This is a genomic window from Chloroflexota bacterium (assembly GCA_013152435.1).
GTDB lineage: Bacteria > Chloroflexota > Anaerolineae > DUEN01 > DUEN01 > DUEN01.
The window spans coordinates 1-24,007 of record JAADGJ010000069.1; the positions used below are offsets into that span (position 1 = coordinate 1).

At 65.1% G+C, this 24,007-nt stretch carries 15 protein-coding genes and 1 pseudogene; 1 reads left to right on the forward strand and 15 read right to left on the reverse strand.

The features are described 5' to 3' along the window. Positions 1 to 357: 357 nt before the first annotated feature. From GXP39_09805 to GXP39_09825, 5 genes and pseudogenes are all read right to left on the reverse strand, one after another. Complete coding sequence (locus GXP39_09805; protein ID NOZ28330.1) at positions 358 to 1,752, reverse strand: NTP transferase domain-containing protein; 1,395 nt, start codon at positions 1,750 to 1,752, stop codon at positions 358 to 360. 588 nt (positions 1,753 to 2,340) lie between these two features. Next, positions 2,341 to 3,297, reverse strand: coding sequence for an ABC transporter permease (locus GXP39_09810; protein ID NOZ28331.1), 957 nt, complete (start codon positions 3,295 to 3,297; stop codon positions 2,341 to 2,343). Positions 3,298 to 3,307: 10 nt separating this feature from the next. Beyond that, a complete protein-coding gene (locus GXP39_09815) occupies positions 3,308 to 4,426 on the reverse strand; it encodes an ABC transporter permease (protein ID NOZ28332.1) in 1,119 nt (372 codons plus the stop codon). A 1-nt stretch (position 4,427) separates the two neighbouring features. Continuing rightward, positions 4,428 to 5,933: an ABC transporter ATP-binding protein gene (locus GXP39_09820; GenBank protein NOZ28333.1), complete on the reverse strand. Its 1,506-nt coding sequence runs from the start codon at positions 5,931 to 5,933 to the stop codon at positions 4,428 to 4,430. 1,222 nt (positions 5,934 to 7,155) lie between these two features. Then, positions 7,156 to 8,316, reverse strand: a pseudogene (locus GXP39_09825) (BMP family ABC transporter substrate-binding protein). A 387-nt stretch (positions 8,317 to 8,703) separates the two neighbouring features. Between GXP39_09825 and ade the strand changes: the two are divergent. Beyond that, positions 8,704 to 10,413, forward strand: a complete 1,710-nt coding sequence (gene ade / locus GXP39_09830; protein ID NOZ28334.1) for an adenine deaminase — start codon at positions 8,704 to 8,706, stop codon at positions 10,411 to 10,413. Positions 10,414 to 10,442: 29 nt separating this feature from the next. On the opposite strand, the gene GXP39_09835 is transcribed toward ade, so the two are convergent. The 10 genes from GXP39_09835 to GXP39_09880 all read right to left on the reverse strand — a co-directional run. Further along, complete coding sequence (locus GXP39_09835) at positions 10,443 to 11,858, reverse strand: DeoR family transcriptional regulator (GenBank protein NOZ28335.1); 1,416 nt, start codon at positions 11,856 to 11,858, stop codon at positions 10,443 to 10,445. After that, positions 11,855 to 12,889: a hypothetical protein gene (locus GXP39_09840; protein NOZ28336.1), complete on the reverse strand. Its 1,035-nt coding sequence runs from the start codon at positions 12,887 to 12,889 to the stop codon at positions 11,855 to 11,857. Before GXP39_09840 ends, GXP39_09835 begins: the two co-directional genes overlap by 4 nt. A gap of 411 nt (positions 12,890 to 13,300) precedes the next feature. Continuing rightward, on the reverse strand, positions 13,301 to 15,757 hold the full coding sequence (gene lon, locus GXP39_09845) for an endopeptidase La (GenBank protein ID NOZ28337.1): 2,457 nt from the start codon (positions 15,755 to 15,757) through the stop codon (positions 13,301 to 13,303). A gap of 136 nt (positions 15,758 to 15,893) precedes the next feature. After that, positions 15,894 to 17,318 (reverse strand): bifunctional folylpolyglutamate synthase/dihydrofolate synthase, encoded by a 1,425-nt coding sequence (locus tag GXP39_09850; protein NOZ28338.1) that lies wholly within the window; start codon positions 17,316 to 17,318, stop codon positions 15,894 to 15,896. A 221-nt stretch (positions 17,319 to 17,539) separates the two neighbouring features. Next, positions 17,540 to 18,850 (reverse strand): alpha/beta fold hydrolase, encoded by a 1,311-nt coding sequence (locus tag GXP39_09855; protein ID NOZ28339.1) that lies wholly within the window; start codon positions 18,848 to 18,850, stop codon positions 17,540 to 17,542. 80 nt (positions 18,851 to 18,930) lie between these two features. After that, positions 18,931 to 20,154: a 2,3-bisphosphoglycerate-independent phosphoglycerate mutase gene (locus GXP39_09860; GenBank protein NOZ28340.1), complete on the reverse strand. Its 1,224-nt coding sequence runs from the start codon at positions 20,152 to 20,154 to the stop codon at positions 18,931 to 18,933. Between the two features lie 218 nt (positions 20,155 to 20,372). Further along, entirely contained in the window at positions 20,373 to 21,473 is a 1,101-nt protein-coding gene (ugpC, locus tag GXP39_09865) for a sn-glycerol-3-phosphate ABC transporter ATP-binding protein UgpC (protein ID NOZ28341.1), read from the reverse strand. A gap of 387 nt (positions 21,474 to 21,860) precedes the next feature. Further along, the gene (locus tag GXP39_09870) at positions 21,861 to 22,631 is read right to left on the reverse strand and encodes a hypothetical protein (protein ID NOZ28342.1); all 771 of its coding nucleotides are present in this window, start codon (positions 22,629 to 22,631) and stop codon (positions 21,861 to 21,863) included. A gap of 60 nt (positions 22,632 to 22,691) precedes the next feature. After that, positions 22,692 to 23,723, reverse strand: a complete 1,032-nt coding sequence (locus GXP39_09875; GenBank protein ID NOZ28343.1) for a hypothetical protein — start codon at positions 23,721 to 23,723, stop codon at positions 22,692 to 22,694. Between the two features lie 14 nt (positions 23,724 to 23,737). After that, positions 23,738 to 24,007: mandelate racemase/muconate lactonizing enzyme family protein (locus GXP39_09880; protein ID NOZ28344.1), on the reverse strand; the 270-nt coding region annotated here is incomplete at its 5' end.

The following is a 24,007-nucleotide window of genomic DNA, read 5'->3' on the forward strand; positions in this document are numbered from 1 at the left end:
ACACCTTCCCCTGTGGAGCTGGTCGTTGAGGGAGACCCCTTAGACATCTTGCCGGAAATTTTCAGGCACGCTCTTAGATCTTGTAGAGGCAGCCCTTGTGGCTGCCTCGGGCGCCCACAAGGGGCGCCCCTACGTAGGATTTCTTTATCGGGGCCGAGGATGGCAGGCCGAGGGCAGGAAAGTGGCCTCTTCCGGCGCGAATGTTTCTTCTCCATGTCCACGGTGAAGTGCAGGACATCCCGGAGTGTTCGCCAGGAGCGCGTGAGCGCGCTGGCCGTCAGTGGCGGATATATGACGGGGCCACCGGGTACGAGATCGCCCGGTGGCCCTCGTGACTTCCATGGTGCGCCATCCCTCTCACCGTGGACCGCCTGCTGACATCGCCCTCGCCCTGCGGTAGACGTCCGCGAAGCCCAACCAGACCGCCGCGTGCGCGAGCAGACCGGCCAGCACCATGGCCGCGAAGGGTTGCCCCACCAGGGCCCCGATGAAGATCAGAAAGAGCCGGACGTCCCTGGAGGCTGGGATCCTCTGATAGAGCCGGTATTCGTTCAGCTCGTGCCCGTAGCGCACCTGGAACTCTTTCTTCGTGTAGCTGTACAGGATGAACCCGACGATGGCCAGGAGCCCGGCCAGCCACGCCAGGGCGTTGGGATGTGCGCGCCAGTACCCATAGGTGATCCCGCCCACGATGACCGCATCGGCGTAGCGGTCCAGGATGGTGTCGAACCAGGCGCCGAAGCGGGTGGCCTGGAATTTCAACCGGGCGATCTCGCCGTCGCAGCCGTCCACGATGGAGGCCAGCTGCACCAGCAGCCCGGCCGCCGCTGTCCTCAGGTAGTCCCCCGAGGCGAACAGCCATGCCCCGAGAAGGCAGAGCAGGAAGCTCAAGACGCTGATCGCGTTGGGCGTCAGCGGCGTGAGGGCCAGGAGGCTGGAGATCCGCCTGGAGATCGGGCGGTTGATGCGGCGGGAGATGATCCCATCGCCGCGAGGCTTGGCCAGGCGCGCCAGGAGGAGCCGTCTGGCGTAGGCCAGGCTCTCCGGCGTGTCCACATCGATCCAAAAGCGCTCCCCGATCTCGATGGCCTGGATCCCGCCCCTCGAGATCAGCTCTCGTACGCCATCGGACAGGGAGCCGTCTCCGTGTTCCCGGGCTTTCGACAGGGCGTCGAAGATCGAGGGCCGGCAGAGGAAGATGCCCGTGTCGATCCCGTTGTACGAGGAAAGGTCTTTGCCGATGGCCGTGATCTCCCGGCCGTTGAGCTGGACCTTCGTCGCATCATCCAGATCGAACACCCGGTCGATCCGGCGGTCGACGGCGAGCAGGCATGTGTCCGTATGGGTGCCTGCGTGAAGGAGAAGCTCGGGGATATCCGGATCAAAGAGATGATCGCACATGGTCAGGAGGAACACGTCGTGTCCGTTCAGGTGTGCCGCGGCCGCGAGCGCCGAGACGCCGTTTCCCTCCTCCCAATCCGGGTTCTCCACGATGTGGATGGGAATGCGGTGGCGCCGTCCGATCGCTTTCGCGTGCGCGGCGACTTTCTCCTTCTCATAGCCGACGACCACGTAGAACTCCGTGGCCCCGGCCACGCGACAGGCGAGGATGGTCCGTTCCAGCAGGCTCAGCCCCAGGATCTTGATGAGCGGCTTCGGTACCCCGCGGTGGTTCTTTCGAAGTCGGCTGCCCTGGCCTGCGGCCAGGATGACCGCCGGCAGGCTGTTGTGTTCTGCTCCACCCTTTCTCACGCGACATCACCTCCTTCCTTCGCTTATCCCCCGGAACTTCACCATACGAACGCTCTCTCCATCGTGAAAGGACTGCTCTGCACGGCTCGATGAGAGCCTGCCGGCGTGAGCCGCTCGATCCTGTGCTCACGGCCATCGGGCGCCGCTCGCGAGCGGACCGCGTCGCCCATCGCGGGCACGATAGGTCGCCTCCGCCGTTGTATCTCGGCGGGGAGGCCATGGTACCGAACTGTCCTGATCGTCGAAAGGAGAGAGGAAACGAGAAAGCGATTTAGGAGCTGACCAGCGTAGAGGTTGAGCGCCACGCTCATGGATCATGGGGCCGGCTGCCGGCGATCCTTGCCGGCGTCGGCGCCCTGGATCCTGGATCGGGTTGTCGGAAGAGATACGCAGGCAAGCCCCCGCAGGGGCGGACGAGATCTCCGTCACCTCCCCTCGGGGCTCGTTTCATCCTCGAGGGATTTCTGGGGAGCCAGCGATGTGGCTCCCGGTCACTCATCTACGTTGCCGAACGGGCGGACGCGTTGGCCTGCCTCGTCCGGCCGGAATGGAAATGTCTTAAGAAGCGTGTGTCCGTTTATCTCCCTCCTATCGACGTTCCTCTCGCATGTAGGGGAGCCCCAGCGCGGCCGGGGCGCCCACCCGCTTGCGGAAGGTTTCCCACCAGGTGATGACTACCAGCACGGCGATGGTGAACAGGTAGGGCATCATGTTCAGAAAGGCGGCCGGAATGGTCGTGCCCGCGGCCTGCATCCGGAATTGCACCGCGTTGATCCCGCCGAACAGCACCGCGCCGATCACAGCCCGCAGCGGATCCCACATGGCGAAGATGACCAGCGCGATGGCGATCCAGCCGCGCCCGCCGGTCAGGTTCTCCGTCCACCCGGGCGTGTAGGCGAGGCTCAGATGCGCGCCGCCCAATCCCACCAGCATCCCGCCGAAGATCGTGTAAAAGTAGCGCACGCCCACGACATCGACGCCCATGGCATCGGCCGTGTGGGGATTCTCCCCCACCGCGCGCAGGTGTAGCCCGGGCCGCGTCTTGTACAGGAAGTACCAGGTCAGCGGCACGAGCAGGTACATGATGTACACCAGCAGGTCCTGATGGAAGAGCGCCTGCCCCAGGAACGGGATGTCGGACGCCCCGGGGATGGGGAGGCGCTTGAACTGGGGGCCGATTAGCCCCACCAACGGCTTTCCCTCCGGCCCCAGCCGCTGTCCCAGGAAGCTGGAGAGCCCCGTGCCGAAGATCGTCAGCGAGAGCCCGGATACGACCTGGTCCGCCCGCAGCGTGATGGTGAGGAAGGCGTGGATCAACGCCAGGAGCCCGCCTACCACCATCGCGGTGGCCACGCCGGCCAGCAGGCTCCCGGTGTGGTAGGCGGCCGCGAAGGCGGTCACCGCGCCCGTCAGCATGATCCCCTCCAGGCCCAGGTTCAGGATCCCCGATCGCTCGGTCAGGATCTCTCCCAGCGTGGCGTACAGCAGGGACGTGCCCGCCCGGATCGTGACAGCCAGAATGGACGTCAGCAGTGCCAAGCTCATCGACTCTTCCTCACACTCCTGCTTCCTCTATGGCCTGTGATGCCTGTGCCCTCTGCGCTCGAAGGATGCGCAGCCGGTACTGTGTGAAGATGTCCCCTCCTAGCACGAAGAAGAGGATCAGTCCCTGCAGGACGAGGGCGACGGAGGCCGGCAGCCCCATCGTGATCTGGAGCTGATCGCCCCCGACCAGCAGGCCGGCCAACAATACGGCTACCAGCAGCACACCCCATGGATTCAGCTTGGCCAGCCACGCGACGATGATCGCCGTATATCCGTAGCCTACGCTGAGCCCTTTTTGCAGGCGGTGTGAGATCCCGGCCACCTCGCCGAAGCCGGCGAGCCCGGCCAGCCCTCCGCTGACGATCATCACCAGCACGATGTTGCGCACCAGGCTGATCCCCGCGTAGCGCGCCGCCCGTGGATTTTCGCCGATGACCCGGATCTCATATCCCCACTTGGTGCGGCCGAGCGCCAGCCATAGCACGACGGCTGCCACGATGGCGATGATCAACCCCAGGTGGACCCGTCCCGTGATCCGGGGGAGCCACGCCGCTTTGGGGAATTGGGCGGTGCCCGGGAACCCGAACCCCTGCGGATCCTTCCAGGGGCCGACGAACAAGTACTCCACCCACAGGATCGCCACGTAGTTCAGCATCAGGGTCGTGATGATCTCGTTGACGCCCAGCCACGCTCGCAGCAGCGCGGGCCCCAGCCCCCATAGGGCGCCGACCGCGAAAGCGGCCAGGAACATCAGCGGCAGCAGCGACCAGTCGGGCAGCCAGGGGAAGCGTTCCGGGAAGAAGAGCGCCACACCCGCCGCCGCGAAGCCGCCCATCACCAATTGCCCCTCGGCGCCGATGTTCCAGAACTGCATCCGGAAGGCGATGCTGACGGCCAGCCCGGTCAGCATCAGGGGGATGGCCTTGACCAATGTCTCGGAGATGTTGTATTTCCCCCCGAACGCTCCGATGGCCATCGCCTTGTACGTCTCCCAAGGGGAGGCGCCTACCAGGATGAGCAGTATCCCGGCGACGAGCAGCGCCAGCACCAGGGAGATGACGGGCACCAGCATGCTCACGGTGCGGGAGGGGGTTAGCCGTCGTTCCAGGCGCAATGAGAAGCCCAACATCCTATCTTTCCTCCACCGCGGACAGGCGTGTGCCCGCCATCATCAGGCCGAGGGCCTCAATGTTCGCGTCCTTCGCGGGGACCATCCCCATGATCTCCCCCTCGTACAACACGATGATGCGGTCGCTCAGCTCCAGAAGCTCCTCCAGATCCTCGGAGATCAGCAGGATAGCGGCCCCTTGCGCTCGCTGCTCCAGCAGCATGCGACGCACCGCCTCCGTCGCGCCGACGTCCAGCCCGCGCGTCGGGTGCACGGCCACCAGCAGGCCCCGCCCGGCGGTGATCTCCCTCGCCAAGATGCAGCGTTGCAGGTTGCCCCCCGATAGCAGGCGCACCGGCGTCGCATGGCTGGGCGTGTCGATCCGGAAGCGCTGGATCAGGTCCTGGGCGAAGCGCACGATCGCTCGCTTCCTCAGGAAGGGGCCCTGCGCCAGAGGGGGCTTCCGATAGCCTTTGAGGATAATGTTGTCGCTGACCGGCAGGTTGGGCACCAGGCCCACCCCCAGGCGGTCGCCGGGCACGTGGCTGATCCCGGCCTGGATCGCCTCCCGCGGCGAGCAGTTCGTGACGTCCCGTCCTCGCATGAGGATCCGCCCTCGGGTGACGGGCCGCAGCCCGGTCACCACCTCCGCCAACTCGCGCTGCCCGTTGCCCGCCACGCCGGCGACCCCCAGGATCTCGCCCTCTCGGATCTGCAGGGAGATCCCTCGCAGCGCGGGCAGGCCCTTATCGTTGGTGGCGTGCACGTCCTGAAGCTCCAGCACGACGGGGCCCGGCTGAATCGGCTCCTTCTCCAGTTGGAACAGCACATCCCGGCCCACCATCAGCCGGGCGAGCTCGCTCTTGGTGGTCTCGGCGGTGGGCAACGTCGCCACCACTTTGCCCTGCCGTAACACCGTCACCCGGTCGGAGAACTCGGCGACCTCGTCCAGTTTGTGGGTGATGAAGATGACCGCCTTGCCCTCGTCGGCCATGCGTCGTAGCGTCCGCCCCAGGTCGTTCGCCTCCTGGGGCGTCAGCACTGCCGTGGGCTCGTCCATGATCAGGATGTTCGCCCCCCGATAGAGCGCCTTCAGGATCTCCACACGCTGCTGTTCGCCCACGGAGAGCTGCCAGATGTACGCGGTGGGGTCCACCCGGAGCCCATAGTGGCGGGATAGCTCCTCGATCTCCTTCTCGACCTGGCGCATGTCCAGGATCAGGCGGGGCTCCTTCAGCCCCAGGATGACGTTCTCCGCCACCGTCAGGGTCTCCACCAGCATGAAGTGTTGGTGGACCATACCGATGCCCAGGTTGATCGCGTCGCGCGGGGAGCGGATATCGACTCGCCGGCCGTGGATGTAGATCTCGCCCTCGTCCGGGCGGTAGAGGCCGGCCAGGATGTTCATCAGCGTCGATTTGCCCGCCCCGTTTTCCCCCAGCAGCGCGTGGATCTCCCCGGCATACACCTCCAGGTCAATGCCCGCGTTGGCGACCACGCCTGGGAATCGCTTGACGATGCCGACCATGCGTACGGCCGGCGCGGCATCCGGATGGTTTGAGCTCACGTCGTGGACTCTCCTCTTTCTCGGTCGACCGCTGCGACGGTGCCTGGCAAACATGAGTCAGGCAGATCGCCTATGGTGATCTGCCTGACTCAGCTTCGAGATCATGAGAGAACCGATCTTACTTGGGGATCTCTCCCACCACGCCCTCGACCAGCCAGTTGAAAGCTCTCTTCTCGTCGTCCGTCATGACGTGTCCGGCGGGGACTCGTTCCTCGCCCTGGTTGTCCTTGATGGGGCCGACGAAGACGTCGAACTCACCGGCGACGATCTCGGCCTTCTTGGCCTCGACCAGCTCCTTCACGTCGTCCGGCACCATCTTGCCGTAGGGCGCCAGCTCCAGCACGCCCTCCTTCATGCCCCACCAGATGTCCTCGGGCTTCCACGTGCCGGCCATCACGTCCTCGACGACCTTCTTGTAGATGACGCCCCAATTCCAGATGGGTGCGGTCAGCAGCGCGTCGGGCGCCACGTCCGGCACGTAGGCGTTGTAGCCGATGGCGTAGACGCCGTTCTCCTGGGCGACCTTATCCGGCTCCGTGGAATCGGACTCCCGGGCGATGACGTCCGCTCCCAGGTCCAGGAGCGCCTGCGCCGCCTCCCGCTCCTTGGGCGGATCCACCCAGGTGAAGATCCACACCGGGTGTACTTTCACATCCGGGTTCACCGATCGTGCGCCCAGGGTGAACGCGTTCATGTTGCGGACCACCTCGGGGATGGGGTACGGCGCGATGTAGCCCAGGATGTTGGTCTTGGTCATCTTCCCGGCCACGATGCCGGCCAGATACCATCCCTGGTAGCCGCGGCCGTCGTAGATGCCGACGTTGTCCGCCATCTTATAGCCGGTGGCGTGCTCGAAGATGGTATCCGGATACTCGGCTGCCACCTCCAACACGGAGTCCATGTAGCCGAAGGAGGTGGCGAAGATGATCTTGTACCCCTTCTCCGCGTAGTCCCGGATGACCCGGGTCGCGTCCGGGCCCTCGGGCACCAGCTCGCTGTAGGCGGTCTCGACGCCTAGCTCCTTCTCGATGTACTGGCGCCCCAGGTCGTGGGCGTAGGTCCAACCCAGGTCGCCCACAGGGCCGACGTACACGAAGGCGACCTTCGGCTTCTCCTCGGCGGGGGCGGCCGCGGGCTGTGGCGCCGGCTTCCCCTCGATGGGAGCCGCCTCGGCCGGGGCCTCGCCGACGACGCCCTCGACGAACCAGTTCATGCCGAGCATCTGCTCATCGGTCATGCATTGGCCCGCGGGCAGGAACTCGACGCCGTTGGCGCCCTTGAGCGGGCCGCAGAAGATGGCGTCGTCATAACCGGCGGCGATGATCTCCTGCTTCTTCTGCTCCACCAGCTCCTTCACATCGTCCGGGACCAGCGGGCTGAGCGGCGCCAGATCCACGATGCCGTCGGACATCGGCCCCCAGTACGACTCGGACTGGTAGGTGCCGTCCAGCACCGCCTGGGCGATCTGCGCGTACTTGATGCCCCAGTTCCAGATCGGGCTGGTGAGCACGGTGTCGCCCACGAAGGCGCGCATGTCGGAGTCATAGCCGATGCTCAGGGCACCTCGTTCGGCCGCGGCCTTCTGCGGCTCCGTGGTGTCCTGATGCTGGGCGATGATGTCCGCGCCCTGGTCCAGCAGCGCCTCGGCGGCCTCCTTCTCCTGCGGCGGCCCGAACCAGGTGTTCGTCCACACCACGCGCACCTCGGCGTCGGGGTTCACCTCGCGGACGCCCAGCGCGAAGGCGTTGATGCCGCGAATGACCTCCGGGATGGGATGGGCCGCCACGTATCCGATGATGTTGGACTTGGTCATCTTGCCCGCCACCAGGCCGGACAGATAACGGGCCTGGTACATGCGGCCGAAGACGGTGCTCACGTTGGGGGCCGTCTTATACCCGGAGATGTGGACGAACCAGGTGTCCGGGAACTCCTGGGCCACCGCGATGGTGGGATCCATGTAGCCGAAGGAGGTGGTGAAGATCAGCTTGTACCCCTTCTGGGCGAAGTCTCGGATCACGCGTTCGGCGTCCGGACCCTCCGGCACGTTCTCGATGTATGCCGTCTCGACCCGATCGCCGAGCACCTGTTCCACGTATTTGCGCCCCTGGTCATGCGCCCAGGTCCAGCCCAGGTCGCCGATGGGAGCCACGTACACGAACGCGATCTTCAGCTTCTCCGCCTCTTCCGCCGCTGGCTGGGGTTGCGGCGTCGGCGTGGGAGCGGCCTCCTCGGCCGGTTGTGGTGCTGGCGTTGGCTCGGGCGTGGCACCGCGGGCGCAGCCGCTTATGACCATCGCCAGGAGCAGGAGCCAGGTCACACTCCAGAGAACCTTGTTCCGCTTCATGATCCCTTCTCCTCCGCTTGGATGAAAGTGAACGGATAGAACGGCGATGGACGAGTTACGCTCACGTGGGTCGAGGCGGGGTATTGCCTCTTTACGTTGTTGAACTTCATATGGAAGCGCGGCTTGGGGAAGCGACAGGGCCGCAGCTTGCGTGAGCTATCCATCCAGGGCGACTATACTACAGCCATTTGTCTTTGTCAATCTCAGTTATGCGAAGGACGATCGGGACTCACGCCTTCCCAATGGCGAGCGAGGGCCTCGTCCATGCCGTGCCGCTCCGGGGATCGATGCCGCGACGAAGGGGTATGATAGTGGTCATGCAGTCGGTCACCCCCCAATGCTATAATCGCGTAACGGCGCCGTGGCTCATGTGCAAGGAGGCACTGAATGGACCTTCCGGATATGCTTCAGGCCGCGCGCGGGGAGATCCCCGTGGATCTGCTGCTGCGAAACGCCCGCGTGGTCAACGTCTTCTCCGGCGAGATCGAACAGACCGATGTCGCCATCCTCCGCTCCTGGGTGGTCGGCGTGGGCGATGGTTACGAGGCTCGAGCGGAGGAGGATCTGCAGGGCGCGTACGTTTCCCCCGGCTTTATCGATAGCCATGTGCATATCGAGAGCTCCATGGTGACCATCCGCGAGTTCGCCCGCGCGGTGGTCCCCCACGGCACGACGACCGTCATCGTCGATCCCCACGAGATCGCGAACGTCCTGGGACTGGACGGCATCCGCTATGTGCTGGAGTCGGCCAAGTACGGCCCGCTCAGCGTCTACGTCATGGCACCTTCCTGCGTCCCGGCGACGGCCATGGAGACGGCCGGGGCCAGCCTGGAGTCCTACGACCTGGCCCCGTTGCTCTCGGATCCGTGGATGCTGGGTCTGGGTGAGGTCATGAACTACGCGGGCGTCGTGCAGGGCGATCGATCGCTCATGGACAAGCTGACCACATTCCGTGAGCATGTCATCGACGGCCATGCGCCCGGCCTGGCGGGGCACGCGCTGAACGCCTATGTCCTGGCCGGGATCGGCTCGGATCATGAGTGCACCACCGTGGCGGAGGCGAGGGCCAAGCTGGCTCGCGGCCTCTACATCTTCCTTCGGGAGGCGAGCATCGCCCGGAATCTGGAGGACCTGCTGCCGCTGATCACGCCGGCCAACAGCCGTCGTTGCTGTTTCTGCACCGACGATCGGCATCCGGCCGACCTGATGGAGCGGGGGCACATCGACGACATGATTCGGCGTGCGATCCGGGGAGGGGTGGAGCCGATCACCGCCATTCGGATGGCCACGCTGAACCCGGCTGAGTACTTTCACCTCCACGATCGCGGGGCGGTGGCCCCCGGCCGTCGGGCGGACCTGGTCATCTTCGATTCCTTCCATGACCTCCGTGTGGAGATGGTCTACCGGGGCGGTCGGCTCGTAGCGGTCCAGGGCCAGCCGGTGCCGTGGCCGGAACATCCTCGCCAGCCCACCGTGCGATCCTCCATGAACATCGCCTGGGAGCGGGTGGATCTGCGGATCCCGGCTCGGGGCCGCCGGATACGCGTCATCGGCGCCCGGGCCGATCAGCTCATCACGGAGCATCTCGTCGAGCCCGCCACGGTCCGGGACGGCCAGGTGGTGGCGGATCCCGCGCGGGACCTGTTGAAGCTGGCCGTCATCGAGCGCCATCAGGCCAGTGGGAACGTGGGGAAGGGGTTCGTCCGCGGCTTCGGGCTGCGCGAGGGCGCCCTGGCCTCATCGGTGGCGCACGATCATCACAATCTCATGGTGCTGGGCGCGGACGACGAGTCGATGCTCACGGCCGCCCGCGCGGTGGGCGATATGCGCGGCGGGATGGCCGTCGCCCACGGCCGGCGGGTTCTCGCCCGGCTGCCGCTTCCCATCGCGGGCCTGATGTCTGATCGTCCTATTGCGGAGGTGCGGGAGGGGCTGGACCGGCTGCTCCAGGCCGCGCATCGGCTCGGCGTGACGATGCGCGACCCGTTCATGACCATGTCCTTTCTGGGCCTGGAGGTGATCCCCAGCCTCAAGCTCACCGATCGCGGCCTGGTCGACGTCGAGCGGTTTCGGCTGGTTTCCCTCTTCTCGGATTAGGACGAGGGCGGAGAGCCTGTCCGAGCCCTTTATCGGAGGATATAGTAGGTGGCGCGGGTCTCGCCGATCTTGAGGAGCAGGCCCTTGTTCACCAGATCCACCAGATCCCGGCGGATGGTCTCGTCGGACACGCCGGGGCAGAGGGCCCGCATCTCGGAGTTCGTGATGCGGCCGTGCTCCTTCAGGTAGGCCAGCGCCTTCTCCTGACGTGGGTTCAGCAGGACGTTTCCCCATCGTTGGGCCTCCGGCGTCCGGCTGACCAGCTGCGTCCCGTGCCCGATCAGCGTGACCTTGAAACCCGCTGCCGTCTCCTCGAAGCGGGGCGGCGGGAGCCCTTCGCGCTCCATGGTGCGGATCATGCGGTCGATCCCGTAGCCCAGGCGCTCGATGAAGCCCATATCGGATAGTACCTGGACGATGGCCTCGTTGCGGGAGAAGCGCTCGTCGATCAGGTTCTCCAGCGTCACGTGGCCGGGCAGCCGGCCGGGCGAGTAGACCTCCAGCCGGTCGCTGAACATGAGGACGCGAATGCTATCCCCCCGGATGGCGTAGTCCCGATGGGCCACGGCGTTGACGATGGCCTCTCGCACGACGGGCAGTGGATATTCCGTGCGCTCCTCTCGCTCCAGCCCGGCGATGCGCATCCCCCGCCGCATGTTGGCGGCCACGAACGCCTCCGCCCGGCGGATCTGCTCGCTCAAGGGGCCGCGAATATCCTCCCGCACGAACTCATCGCCCATCTCGGGCCCCGCGTAGCGAACGGCGATGATCTCCGCCGCGGGTACGAAGCGCTCCGGCTGACGGCCGAAGAGGAGGATCCCGGCATACGTGGGCACAAGCTGCCCATCCTCCCGGCGTAGCAGGCAGCCGCGCGCCAGCAGGGCCTTGGGGATGTCCTCGCGGGTGAATCCCTCCAGTTGCTGGACGTATTCGGCGACGAAGTCCAGGTCCAGGTCGTCCATGGTGGCATTGGGGACGGGGCGTGCCTCGAAGCCCGCCTCGCCGCGGTCGAGAAGCAGGTGGCGCAGCTCGGAGGAGGTCAGCGGTCGGTTGTGGGCGCCGGTGCGCGTCAGGAACTGGCCCTTCAGGCTGTAGACGTGTGGGAGGCCGGGGGGCACCGTCACCGCACACACGGCTTTCCCGTCCACGGTCACGATATCGGGCATGGGGAGGATCAGCGGCGGATCGGCCATGAGCGCGGCGGCCAGCGCCCGTTCCTGGGCCTCCTCGGGATCGCGCAACCCCGTGAGGGCGCCGCGAGCGTTCGCCCCGATGAGCAGCACGCCGCCGTGGGCGTTGGCCATGGCCACCAGGGTTTCGGCCAGCTTTCGTGGCGAGCTGGCGTTGGGCGCAAAGGCCAGCGTCTCCCCAGGTCCCTGCGACAGCCAGCGGCGTATCTCGTCGGCTGTCGGCTGTGCGCGAGTGATGTGTTCCTTCTCGATCATCGCCGCTTCACCTCCTCATCGCGCCGAACGTCGGTAATCCGCCAGGTGACCGTTCCCGTGATCTCGCGAGGACGTTGTCGCTTCAGCTGCCAGATCAGCCGATGCCGTCCCTTGCTATCCTGATGGGTGGTGCGCACCTCCACCTGGTCGCCTAACGGCCCATCGTACTCGATCCGCAGCACATGCAGCTGCTTTCGCCTCACGAAGGCGTCATCGCCGAAGACCTTTTCCCATGCCTTGATCCCGTCTTGCGTCATCAATCGGTCGAAGACGCTGCCTTGCTGCTGGGGGGGAACGGCCTTCTCCAGCTGTAGCAGGAAGCTGAGGACCGTGCCCTCCGGGTAGACCGGATCCTGAGGTCGGCCCTGACAGAACGTGATCTCCGAGCGGGTGAGGATGAATCGGTGATCCGTCCAATTCACCCGGTACTCATGTCGCTCGCACAGGTTGCTGCGATCGTTCATGCGGCGTCTGGTGATCACCTTCTTCAGCTGTCTGGCCCGCTCCTTCCAATAGCCCGGCTCATCGAACTGGAGGGCCTCGTCGCTGACCACATGAGCCACCCCGTATCCTTCTTTCGCATCAATCCACCAGGCCATGGTCAGCCGGGTGGGCACGGTCCGCCAATACCCCAGGAGCAGGAGCACGTCCGGGCGGCCGTTCGCGTTCGTGTCCACCGTTTTGTACTCGGCTTTGTCGTTGCCGATGTAGCCGAGGCCGTAGTCGTCCTCGGTGTTGGGCAGCAGGGGATAGGCGATCAGAAACGCCGGCTGATGGGGCAGCTTCTCGGCGACCCGGTAGGGATCCGCCTTGCTCTGGGTATCGTAGATCACGGCGCCGATCAGCCCGCCGTCGTATCGGAAGCGCAAAAGCCATTCCGATGCCTTGTCTTCGTCGATGTTGATCTCGGTCAGTTCCCCGACCGGCTCCCAGCTTGGGGGTAACACGCTTTCCAGGGGGATGGGGAGCGCGGGTTTCTCCTTGGGCCGTATGTTGCAGCCTGCGGCCGCCAGCAGGAGGAGCGTCGCCAATAGGAGTCTCCACGCGCGGTGGGTCATTGTCTCTGTGCCTCAGGTCAACCATCGCCGCTCTCTTAGAGTGTGTCTGAGAAAGGCCGTTGTTTCTGCTATGCGGAGCCCCTCCGGAAAAAGTCCTTCTTCCGCCTTCAACCTGCCTGGCCTCGGCCTGGGTTCTTCGGGAAGGGCCGAGGAAAGCAGGTGCAGGCTGGAAAAGAGAGATTTCCGTGGAGGGGGCCTCCCCTCCACACCTCCCCCTGTGGAGCTGGTCGTTGAGGGAAACCTCAGACACCTTGCCGATACATCTTCAGACACGCTCTTACGGGTGCCGGTTGGAAGGTCTCCACGGTGGACGGAGGAGCGGTGGCTCCCGACGAGAATGACAAGGGCGAGCCAGGTCAGGAACCGGCCCGCCCTTGCGAGCGTTTAGCCTTCCGGTGCGGCTACGGCCGGGGCCGCCGCGGATGGCCGAGGTCTCCGTTCCGCCCGCACCGTTTTGACTTTCTCCTTCATCTTCACCAGGGCGACCGGCAGCACCTCGTCCATATGCTCCACCAGCACCAGCTTCAGATCACGCTTCACGCGTTTGGGGATCTCGATCAGGTCCTTCTCGTTCTTCTTGGGGATCACCACGATTGTGAGGCCCGCCCGGTGGGCGGCCAGGATCTTCTCCTTCAGGCCGCCGACGGGGAGGACCCGCCCGCGCAGGGTGATCTCCCCGGTCATCCCCACCTCATGGCGGACAGGTTGCTTGCTCAGGGCGGAGATCAGCGCAGTGGCGATGGTGATCCCCGCGCTGGGGCCGTCCTTGGGCGTGGCCCCCTCCGGCACGTGGATATGGATGTCGATCTTGTCGAAATCGAGGTCGCCGAACCCCAGCTCCTTCGCGTGGGAGCGGGCATAGGAAAGGGCCGCCTGGGCTGATTCCTGCATCACATCCCCCAGCTGCCCGGTCAACAACAGATTCCCCTTGCCCTCCATCAAGGTGACCTCGATGGACAGCAGATCGCCGCCCGCCTCGGTGACGGCCAGCCCGGTGGCCACGCCGACCTCGTCCCGCTCCTCGATGCGGCCGAACATGTGCTCCGGGGGGCCCAGGTACTTGCTCAGCGAGGCGGGGGTGATGTGGTGGGGCGCTCGCTTCCCCTCGGCCACCCTCCGGGCGACCTTGCGGCAGATCTGGGCGATGCAGCGCTCCAGATTTCGCACCCCAGCCTCGTAGGTATGCTCCCGGATAATCGTCCGCAACGTCCGATCGGAGAAGCTCAGCTTGTGCTCGACCAGGCCGTTCTCCTCGATCTGACGCGGCACCAGGAACTGCCGGGCGATGGCCAGCTTCTCCTCCTCGATGTATCCGGGGAAGTGGATCACCTCCATGCGGTCTCGCAGCGCCGGTGGGACCGTATCCAGCACGTTGGCCGTGGTGATGAACATCACCTTGGACAGGTCGTAGGGCACGTCCAGGTAGTGGTCCATGAAGGCGTGGTTCTGCTCGGGGTCCAGGACCTCGAGCAGCGCGGCCGCCGGATCGCCACGGAAGTCCAGCCCGATCTTGTCGATCTCATCCAGCATGAAGAGTGGGTTCAGGGTGCCGGCGGTGCGCATCGTCTGGATGATGCGGCCGGGCATCGCGCCGATGTACGTGCGCCGATGGCCCCGGATCTCCGCCTCGTCCCGTACCCCTCCCAGGGACATGCGCACGAACTTGCGTCCCAGCGCCTTGGCGATGGATTGTCCCATCGAGGTCTTTCCGGTGCCGGGAGGGCCCACAAAGCATAGGATCGGCTGGCGCATCTTATCCGGCGCTAGCTTCCGCACGGCGATGTACTCCAGGATGCGCTCCTTGGCCTTCGGCAGCCCGTAGTGGTGCTCATCGAGGACCTTGGCCGCGTGCGCGATGTCCATGTTGTCCTCGGTGATCTCTTTCCACGGCAGCTCGATCAGCCAGTCCAGATAGGTCCGGATGATGGCGACCTCCGGGGCGAAGGGGGGCATGGCCGCCAGGCGATCCAGCTCCTTCTCCGCCTTCTTGAAGGCCTCCTCCGGTAGCCCGGCCTCCTCCAGCCGCTCGCGCAGCTCGTTGATCTCGCGGGTCTGCTCGTCCGTCTCGCCCAGCTCGCTCTGGATCACCCGCATCTGCTCCCGCAGGAAGTACTCCCTTTGGGAGCGGTCCATCTCCTCCTGGACCTGCTGGTGGATCCGATTCTCCAACTCCAGCACATCCAGCTCTCGCCCCAGCAGGATGCTCAGCCGTTGCAGACGGGCGGTGGTGTCGATGGTCTCCAGGAGCTCCTGCTTTTCCTCCACGTCCATGTCCAGCACAGAGGCGATCAGGTCGGCCAGCCAGCCCGGCTCGTCCACATTCATGGCGGCGATGTAGGCCTCCTCCGGGAGGCTGGGGTTGAGCTGTACGCACTTCTCGAACAGGGCGAGCACGGCCCGCATCAGCGCCTCGGTGGGAAGTCCCTCATGCTCCTCCTCCCACACGGGCCTGCCGCGCGCCTGCAGGTAAGGCTCCTCCTGCGTGAACTCGCTGATCTGAACGCGCTGACGCCCCTGGCAGAGGATGCTGGTGCTCCCATCGGGCATGCGCAGGGTCCGCACGACCAGGATCTCGGTGCCCATCGGGTACAGGTCGTCGGGCTCCGGGTTCTCCTCGTTCGCATCGCGCTGCGCGACCACCAGGATAGGCATCCCGGAGGCCGAGGCCGCCTCCACTGCTCGCACGGACCGGTTGCGGCCGATGAGCAGCGGGGCCATCATGCGTGGGAAGACGATGGTGTTGCGCAGGGGTACGACGACGTACTCTTTTTCCTCTCTCTCCTCATCCCCTTCTACGAAGTCGTCTTCTAACGGGCCCACCAATGGGCCGAAAAAGGACATCTCACCCGAGAAGTCTAACGGCATATCGAATCTCATGTCCGGCTATTCCTCCAGATGCAAACGACTCTGTCGATGATACCACACGCATGTCGATTTGAGTAGTTTGCATCGCCTCCCGAGATCTTTTTCCCACCCGTTAGCGGTCCCGCGCCTGCCGGTGTACCGGTTGAGGGGGCGGATCCGCCTCATATACCCAGTCATCGGGCGGCAGGCGAGTCAGGTTGCGCTCGGCCAGGACGGCGCGTGCCGCCGCCACCACGAAGATAGAGCCGGTCACGAGGATCAGATCATCCGGTCGGGCCCAGGCGAGCATCTCGTCCAGGGCGTCTTCCATTCGATATGTCACGGTGAGATCCACGCCGGGGCGAATGCTGCGAGCCAGCGCGGCGAGATCGAGCGGATCGGCGGCTCTGGGGTGCAGGGAGGCGGAGACCACGTTGTGGTCCGCGATGGGCAGGAACACCTCCAGCATCCCTCGGATATCCTTGTCGCGAGAGGCGCCGAACAGCAGCCCCAGCCGTTGGTAGCGGAACCATTCCTGGAGCGCGACGCGGAGCTTCTGTGCCGAGTCCACGTTATGCGCGCTATCCACGACGATCCAGGGTTCTCGCGCCAGGACCTCGAGCCTGCCCGGCCAGCGCGCCTGTCGCATGCCCTCGTACAGGGCGGCTTCAGGCACATTTGCGCCCTGATCGCGCAGCTCACACAGGATCGCCACCGCCACGCAGGCGTTGTCCAGCTGGTGATGTCCCAGGAAGGGGACCGGCAGATCCTCGAACACAACCCCGTTGGGGCCGTACACGGTAAGGCTCTGCCCGGATAGGTCTGGCCTGTTCCGGCTGGTCCATCGCCACGTGTAGGTGGGGTCGCCCGGTCCGGAGGGCTCGGGGCCTACCGTCTTCAGCTCGGCGCCGGCCGTGCGGCAGACATCCTCGATGACCTTCATGGCCTCCTTGGCTTGGGGGGCCGAGATGACCGGCACGCCCGGCTTGATGATCCCCGCCTTCTCCCAGGCGATCAGGGACAGCGTGTGCCCGAGCAGGTTCGTGTGATCCAGGCTCAGGGAGGTGATGGCGCAGGCGGCCGGATGGACCACGTTGGTGGCATCCAGACGTCCACCCAGCCCCACCTCTAGCACGGCCCAATCCACCCGTCGTTCCGCGAAATACGCGAACGCCAGCGTGGTGATCGTCTCGAACGTGGTACGCTCCGGCTCGGTCTCCAGAATGGGTTTACACCGGTCCAGGAGGTCAATCAGATCCTCCTTGGGGATCAGATGGCCGTCCAGGCGTATGCGTTCTCGAAAGGTATGTAGATGGGGAGACGTGAAGAGGCCGGTACGGTAGCCTGCGCTGCGGAGTACGGATTCCGTCAGGGCGGCTGTAGAGCCCTTGCCCTTGGTTCCCGCGATATGCACACATCGAAAGCGCTTGTGGGGGTCTCCCAATCGCTCTAGCAATCGATGCATCCGGGAGAGGTCATACCGTGCGGCGCTGCATCCATAACGTCGGTATCGCGTCGGTCCGTAGATGTAATCAAGCGCATCCTGATAGGGGTCCATCTTCCCTCGCTTGCCGGGAAGTGCCTCTCGACAGCTCGTCGGCTCTCCCGGGACGTGAAATCACCTCGCTTGTAAGGCTGGAGTGAGGCATTGGACGAGCCGCTGCCTGATTCTAGCGCATCCGGAAGGGAAAAGCAAAACGTGTGAACGAACGGTCATCGCGCCACGATCGCACCACGGATGGGCCGCCGACGGCCCATGGACGTGCGCCCGTCGTGCCCTCACAGCAGGAAGTACAGCTTTTCCATGTCTGCAGCCGTGAGCGTCCCCGCCTCGATCTGCTCCCGGAGCCGTCCTGCGTCCTGATCGGGGTCGACCGGCGGCCGTCCCGGGACGGCCGCTCGGGTCGGGGCGGCCAGCTCCGGCGAGAGATCCGGCTGGCCGCCATGGGCCAGGTCGATGACCGCCCGGATGACGGATCGGTGGCTGGGGAGCTTGGCGTGTGCCTGGCGCACGTAGTAGGTCTCGGCGTCGGGCAGCAGCGCGGAGGTTAGAGGAACCGTGCCATCGCCGCCCGCCATTCCATCGCGGCCGCGCTCCACCTCCAACGTGATCCCCTCCTCCGTCCTCTCCCGGATGCGCACGCCGATGGTGGTCTCCAGCCCGCAGCCGGCGATCATGATGTGGGGAACCTGTGCCGTGGGCCCGGCCAGCAGCTCCCAGTAGGCCCGCCCCGCGTCCAGGAATCGCTGATTGAGGCCGCGAATCGGCCATGCTTGAGCGTCGTACAGGTCGAAGTTGGCCGGATAGCGCGCGTCGGCGGGCCAGAGATCGGGCGGCGCCGGCAGGATCTGGTAAATGGACGGGATACGACGGACCAGGCGGGAGACGTCGTTCGCGGGGTTCAGCTTCTGGGCCAGGTTCATCATGTCGTTGCCTTGCATCAGGTTGCGGATCGCCTCCGGGGCGCCGTGGTTGGGCGTTCCCAGCATGATGAGCCGCTCCACTCGACGCTCCGCGGCTTGCGGGTAGAGGGCCAGGTAGGCGCGCGATACCAGCCCGCCCATGCTGTGCCCCACCAGCGTGAACTTGCGGTCCGTCCCGGCCGCCCAGCGCTCCAGTGCCTGGTGCAGATCCCCTGCCAGGGCCCGGATGTCCCGACGCCAATCGTATGGGAACTGGAACACATCCACGTGTTTGCGCACGGCCAGAATGAACTTGGTATAGTAGATCATCTCGATGCCGGTGGGGGTGACGTACACGCGGGGATCAGCGTCCCGCTCGCCCGTCTCGTCCATCTCGAGCAGGTTCGTCTTCCCCCGCAGGATGGCGATGGGGTTGATCCAGAGCAGATCAATGATGCCCTGGGTGGACTGCAGGAGCGAGCCCATGATGCCGGGTAGCACGACGATGGCGGGACGCAGCCCTCCCGTTACCCGAACCTCCTCTCCGGCCAGGCTGCGCATCTCCTCGATCTCCTCCGGGCCGAAGAAGTAGGCAAGGCCCTCGTCTCCCCGCTCCAGCCGCTCTTCAATCTCCTCAGGATCAAAACTGGACCATCCTCGGATGATCTGGGTGGTGTCTTGAGGCATTGGGGTTCCCTCCCTCAGGGGGAAGAAGAGCCATGCGACCCGATCCCCGGGTCGCATGGCTCGGATCGGTGTTCGTCCGATTACGCTCCGAATTTCGCCAGCCGCCCGGCGTGCCCCATGGCCATTGGCATGATCTCCTTGGCCAGGAAGTGGCCCAGGCCGCCGCGTGCGCACGCGCGCTCGCCGAAGGACGTGGCCTCATCGGGGCGGACCGTGGGGCCCCACATGAGGAGCGGCACGGGATGCCAGGAATGAGAACGCAACAGCGCGGGCGTCGAATGGTCCCCCGTGACGATGAGCACCGAGGGGTTCAGCGCGCGGATGCGGCTCATGTAGCCATCGACTTCCTCGATCACCTTCACCTTCGCCTGGAAGTCGCCATCCTCCCCGCGGCTGTCCGTGTACTTGAAGTGGATGAAGAAGAAATCGAACTCGTCCCAGTGCTGCTCCAGCGTGTCCAACTCGGAGGCCATCGTCTCGCCGGTGGAGAGGACCTGCATGCCGCACAGCCGCGCCACGCCCCGGTACATCGGGTAGGTGGCGATGGCGGCGGCATTGAGCTTGTAGATATCCTGGAAGCTGGGGATCCCCGGGTCCTTGGCGAGGCCGCGCAGGTTCAATGAGTTGGCGGGGTGCTCATTGGCCAGCACCCGGCGGGCCTGCTCCAGCCAGTCGTTCAGGAGCTTTGCAGTGCGCACCGTGGCGGGATCGTCCCGCAGCGGTTTGATGGGCAGGGGGGGAACCCCCGTCCGCTGGGGGTCGGTCTCCGAGAGCCCGTCCGCCAGCCCCGGCCCCCGGACGACCAGGACGAATCGGTACTCCTTGACCGGACGTACGAAGATCTCGTAGCCGGGGATCGAGGTCTCCTTTTGCAGCTTCTCGCAGAGCCTTGCCCCGATCTCGGTGGGGATGCGCCCGGCCCGGCGATCGACGATGCGCCCCTCCTCGTCCACGGTGCAGAAGTTGCCCCGCGCGGCCAGGTCGTCCGGCTGTAGGTCGAAGTCGATGCCCAGCGCCTCCAGGACGCCGCGCCCGATCTCATATCGCAGTGGGTCATAGCCGAAGAGGCCCAGATGTCCCGGGCCGCTTCCGGGCGAGATGCCCCGGGCGATGGGGATGCTCAGGCCGGTGGTCCCCTCCCGGGCTAGCTGATCCAGATTCGGGGTGTTCGCCGCCTCCAACTCCGTGGGGCCGCCCGGCTCGATGGGCAGCCCTCCCAGCCCGTCCATGACGGCCAGGACGATCTTGCCGCCGTTCGGCAGCGTACTCGGTTGCGCCAGCTCTTGGATGACTTCGATGTCCATCGGTTCCTTCCCTTCACAGCAGGATGATAGTGTCAGGTCGCGCCGCACCCAAGGGAGATCGATGATGGCTGCAGCGTCCTCTCCCGCGCCTCGCGTTTCCGTGCGGCGCTACCGCTATTGGGATTATAAATGATATGCGGGGATAATGACATGATGTACATGACAAGGGGCTAGCCGCCAGGCTAGCCCCTTCTTTTGTCCGCATGGCAACGCGTCGATCAGGTCAGCCGGATCTCCGTCTTGGGGTCGAAGAGGTGGAGCCGGTCCATGTTCACCACCAGGTCGACCTCATCGCCGGCGCGCGCCTGGGTTCGAGGATCCACGCGGGCGATGAAGCTCTTGTTGCCGGTCAGGCAGTAGAGGAAGATCTCGTTACCCATCAGCTCGGTCACATCCACGGAGGCCTTCATGTCGGCCGCGGAGATGCCGGGCGCGACGTACGGCTTGGCGTAGATGTCCTCCGGGCGGATGCCGAAGATCACCTCTTGCCCCTTGTACTTCATGTACGTCTGGGCCTTGTCCGGCGGGATCTGCAGCTTGAAGGATCCGCCGTCCACGTAGAGCTTCCCATCTTCCTCTACCAGGGTGGCGTCGAAGAAGTTCATGGACGGGCTGCCGATGAAGCCGGCCACAAAGACGTTACCCGGTGTGTCGTACAGGTTCTGCGGCGTGTCCAGCTGCTGCAGGATGCCGTCCCGCATCACCGCGATGCGGGTCGCCATGGTCATGGCCTCCACCTGGTCGTGGGTCACATAGATGAAGGTGGTGGCCAGGCGATGGTGCAGCTTGGCCAGCTCCGCGCGCGTCTGGACGCGCAGTTTGGCGTCCAGGTTGGACAGCGGCTCATCGAAGAGGAAGACGGCGGGCTCGCGCACGATGGCGCGTCCCACAGCCACACGCTGTCGCTGACCACCGGATAGCTGCTTGGGCTTGCGATCCAGCAGGTTCTCGATGCCCAGGATCTGGGCCGCCTCCTTCACGCGGCGATCGATCTCGGCCTTGGGGGTCTTGCGCAGCTTCAGGCCGAAGGCCATGTTGTCGTACACGCTCATGTGCGGATAGAGCGCGTAGGACTGGAACACCATGGCGATGTCTCGATCCTTGGGGGCCACATCGTTCACCAGGCGGTCGCCGATGTAGATGTTCCCCTCGGTGACCTCCTCCAGGCCTGCGAGCAGGCGCAGGGAGGTCGTCTTGCCGCAACCGGAGGGGCCGACGAAGACGAGGAATTCCTTGTCCGCGATCTCGATCGTGAGGTCGTTTACCGCGATCACGTCGCCGAAACGCTTGGTAACATGCTCATACGTGACGCTAGCCATTCAATCAACTCCTCTACGGGGGTTGCGCAGATCGGGAAACCGAACTCTTCGGTCATGACCATGCTCAACCAGCCGATGGTCATGGGCATACGCCAAAACCGCTTTCCTCTCATCTGCGCGAGGCGTCTGAACCATTCGGCGGGGTCAGGATGCTGGGAATGGGGACTGGGCTGGTGTTCACACTCGCTGCCAGAGGATCTCGCCCGCCATGCCTCTGGCCACCAGGCCCGGCGTCTCACCTCCTTTCGCGTGTACAGGCGGCGCGAACACTCGCGCCAGGGCGGAGTATCTGCCGTCGCTTGCTATTATACCATATGGGATCGGCCTTGCCAAGCATTTTGAGCCCCGGGAGCGCATCCTTGGGGGCTTGTACGCCGGGTGTGGGGGCTACCGATCGCGCCAGGGACGCCCCATCTCCTGGAAGTGCACGGGCACCTGGGGGAAGTGGGCAGCGAGCAGGCGCGCGACGTGGCGCAGCCCGGGCTCCTCGCTCACGGCGTGGGAGGTCTCGATGAGGGGGATGCCCGCGTCTCGCATGGCCCACATGGCGTATTCGTCCGTCTCGCCCGCGATCAGCGCGTCCACGCCATAGCGGAGGAGCCCTTCCAGAAACGACGCGTTCAGCGAGAGCCCAAGCCCACCCCACGGCAGCCCCACGCGTTGGACTACCTGTTCGAGCTCGCCCACCACCCGGAGCGAAGGCAGGGCCAGCTGCTCCTTGATCCGGTCCGCCAGCTCCCCAACGGTTGTCGGAGGGATCTCACAAACCCGCCAATACTCCTCGCTCACTACCGGTGGGGGCAGGCCGAGCGCGGCGATGAAATCGTCGAGGATGCAGAGCCGGTCCAGGGTGCCGTGGGCTCGGAAGACGGTCATCTCCCAGCGGGCCAGCAGCTGGAGACGGCGGGTGTTCACCACGCCGCTGAGATAACGCTCCGGCGCCGCGCGGGTATATCCCGGCGGGAAAAGGAGATCCTCATGGACGATGAGCAGATTGCAGCCCTGCTCGTGTGCCTTGCGGATGACCTCCTCCGTGGCCATCCAGGCGATCAGGATCCCCGTCACCTCCGCGTCGGGGCTCCCAAATCGGAACCCCTCCTCCTCGCCCAGATCGAGCTTGTGCTCTCGCCAGAAGGATAGGATGTCGATAGCTTTCATGGGCAGACCCTTCACATGCGACTTCTCCAGGTCACACCGCGCCGATTCCCAAGGATGGCCCTATCGCCTGCCGTATTCCTGTATGGCCTCCAGGTAGCACTCGATGCTGGGGATGGGGACCGTGTAGGGGATATGGTTGCCCACGGCGAAGAAGTAGCCCGGGCAGTCCCGTCCCAGGTCAGCGCAGCGTTTCACCTCCGCCCGGATCTCCTCCGGCGTCCCGTATTGGAGGATCCGGGAGTCGATGTTCCCGATGATCACGTGGGTTTGGCCATATCGCTCCACGATGTACTGCAGGTCGGTTAGCGGCTCGAAGATGAAGCCATCCGCCCCGGCCGCGACCAGGTCGTCCACGAATTCGTTGAAGTTGCCGTCGGAGCAGAACAATACCTTAATCCCCGCCTCACGAAGCGGGTCCCACAGCCGCTTCAGCCGGGGAAAGATGTATTGGCGCATCCAGGAGGGGGAGAACACCGGCCCGCTGGCCCAGACGATGTCATCGTGACAGAGGAAGATGGGCACCTCCGCCCGGATATGCGCCTCCACGACCATCATGCTGATCTGGGTGAACTGTTCCAGGATCTCCTCGAATCGCCGGGGATCCGCCTTAGTTGCCATCATGAACAGCTCCCACCCGAAGGTCACGATGTTCCAGGTGAAGACGGAGTTGTAGAAGCCGCCGGGGAACACCGCGTCGGGGTAGGCTGCCTGTCCCTTCTCGTAATACTCCCGCACGGAGGCGGTCAACTCGTCCATCGTCGGCAGGTCTGCGGCCTCCAGCGGGTTGAAGGCCAGCACCTCTTCGACGGATTGGAAGGGATAGCTCGCCTCCCAGGGCGTCTCGGTCTCGTAGTACTTGGCCCGCCCCATGTCCGTGCGCGGCAGGCCCCAATCGCGGCTGTACGTCGACCATATGAAGTCATAATCCAGGGCTTTAGCCAGGGCGGGTTGGGCCATTTCCGCCTGCTTCGGGTCCTCGGGATCGTACCCCGTGACCTTCATGATGAATCGTCGATGGAAGATGTACTCCGTGTGGGGGATGCGATCCGGCATCTCCAGGTGAAGGGCCTGCCACCCTCGTTCGTAACTCATTTTCCTGCCCTCGCTCACGAATGTCTCATCTGTACGTCCGTCAGATAGATGTCCTCGCGCCCCAGGATGCGCCGGACCTCGTCCTCGACCAGATCGACGCCCAGGCCGGGGACGTCGGGCACCTGGATGACGCCATCCCGGATCATGTCCTCGTGGATGATCCCGGTGATCAGCCCCTTCCACTCCGGTTGGACGACGGGCAGTTCGAAGGCGATGAAGTTGTCCGGGAGGGTGGCGCATACCTGGATCAGCGCCGCGAGGCCGAAGGGCCCGTCGCCGATGCC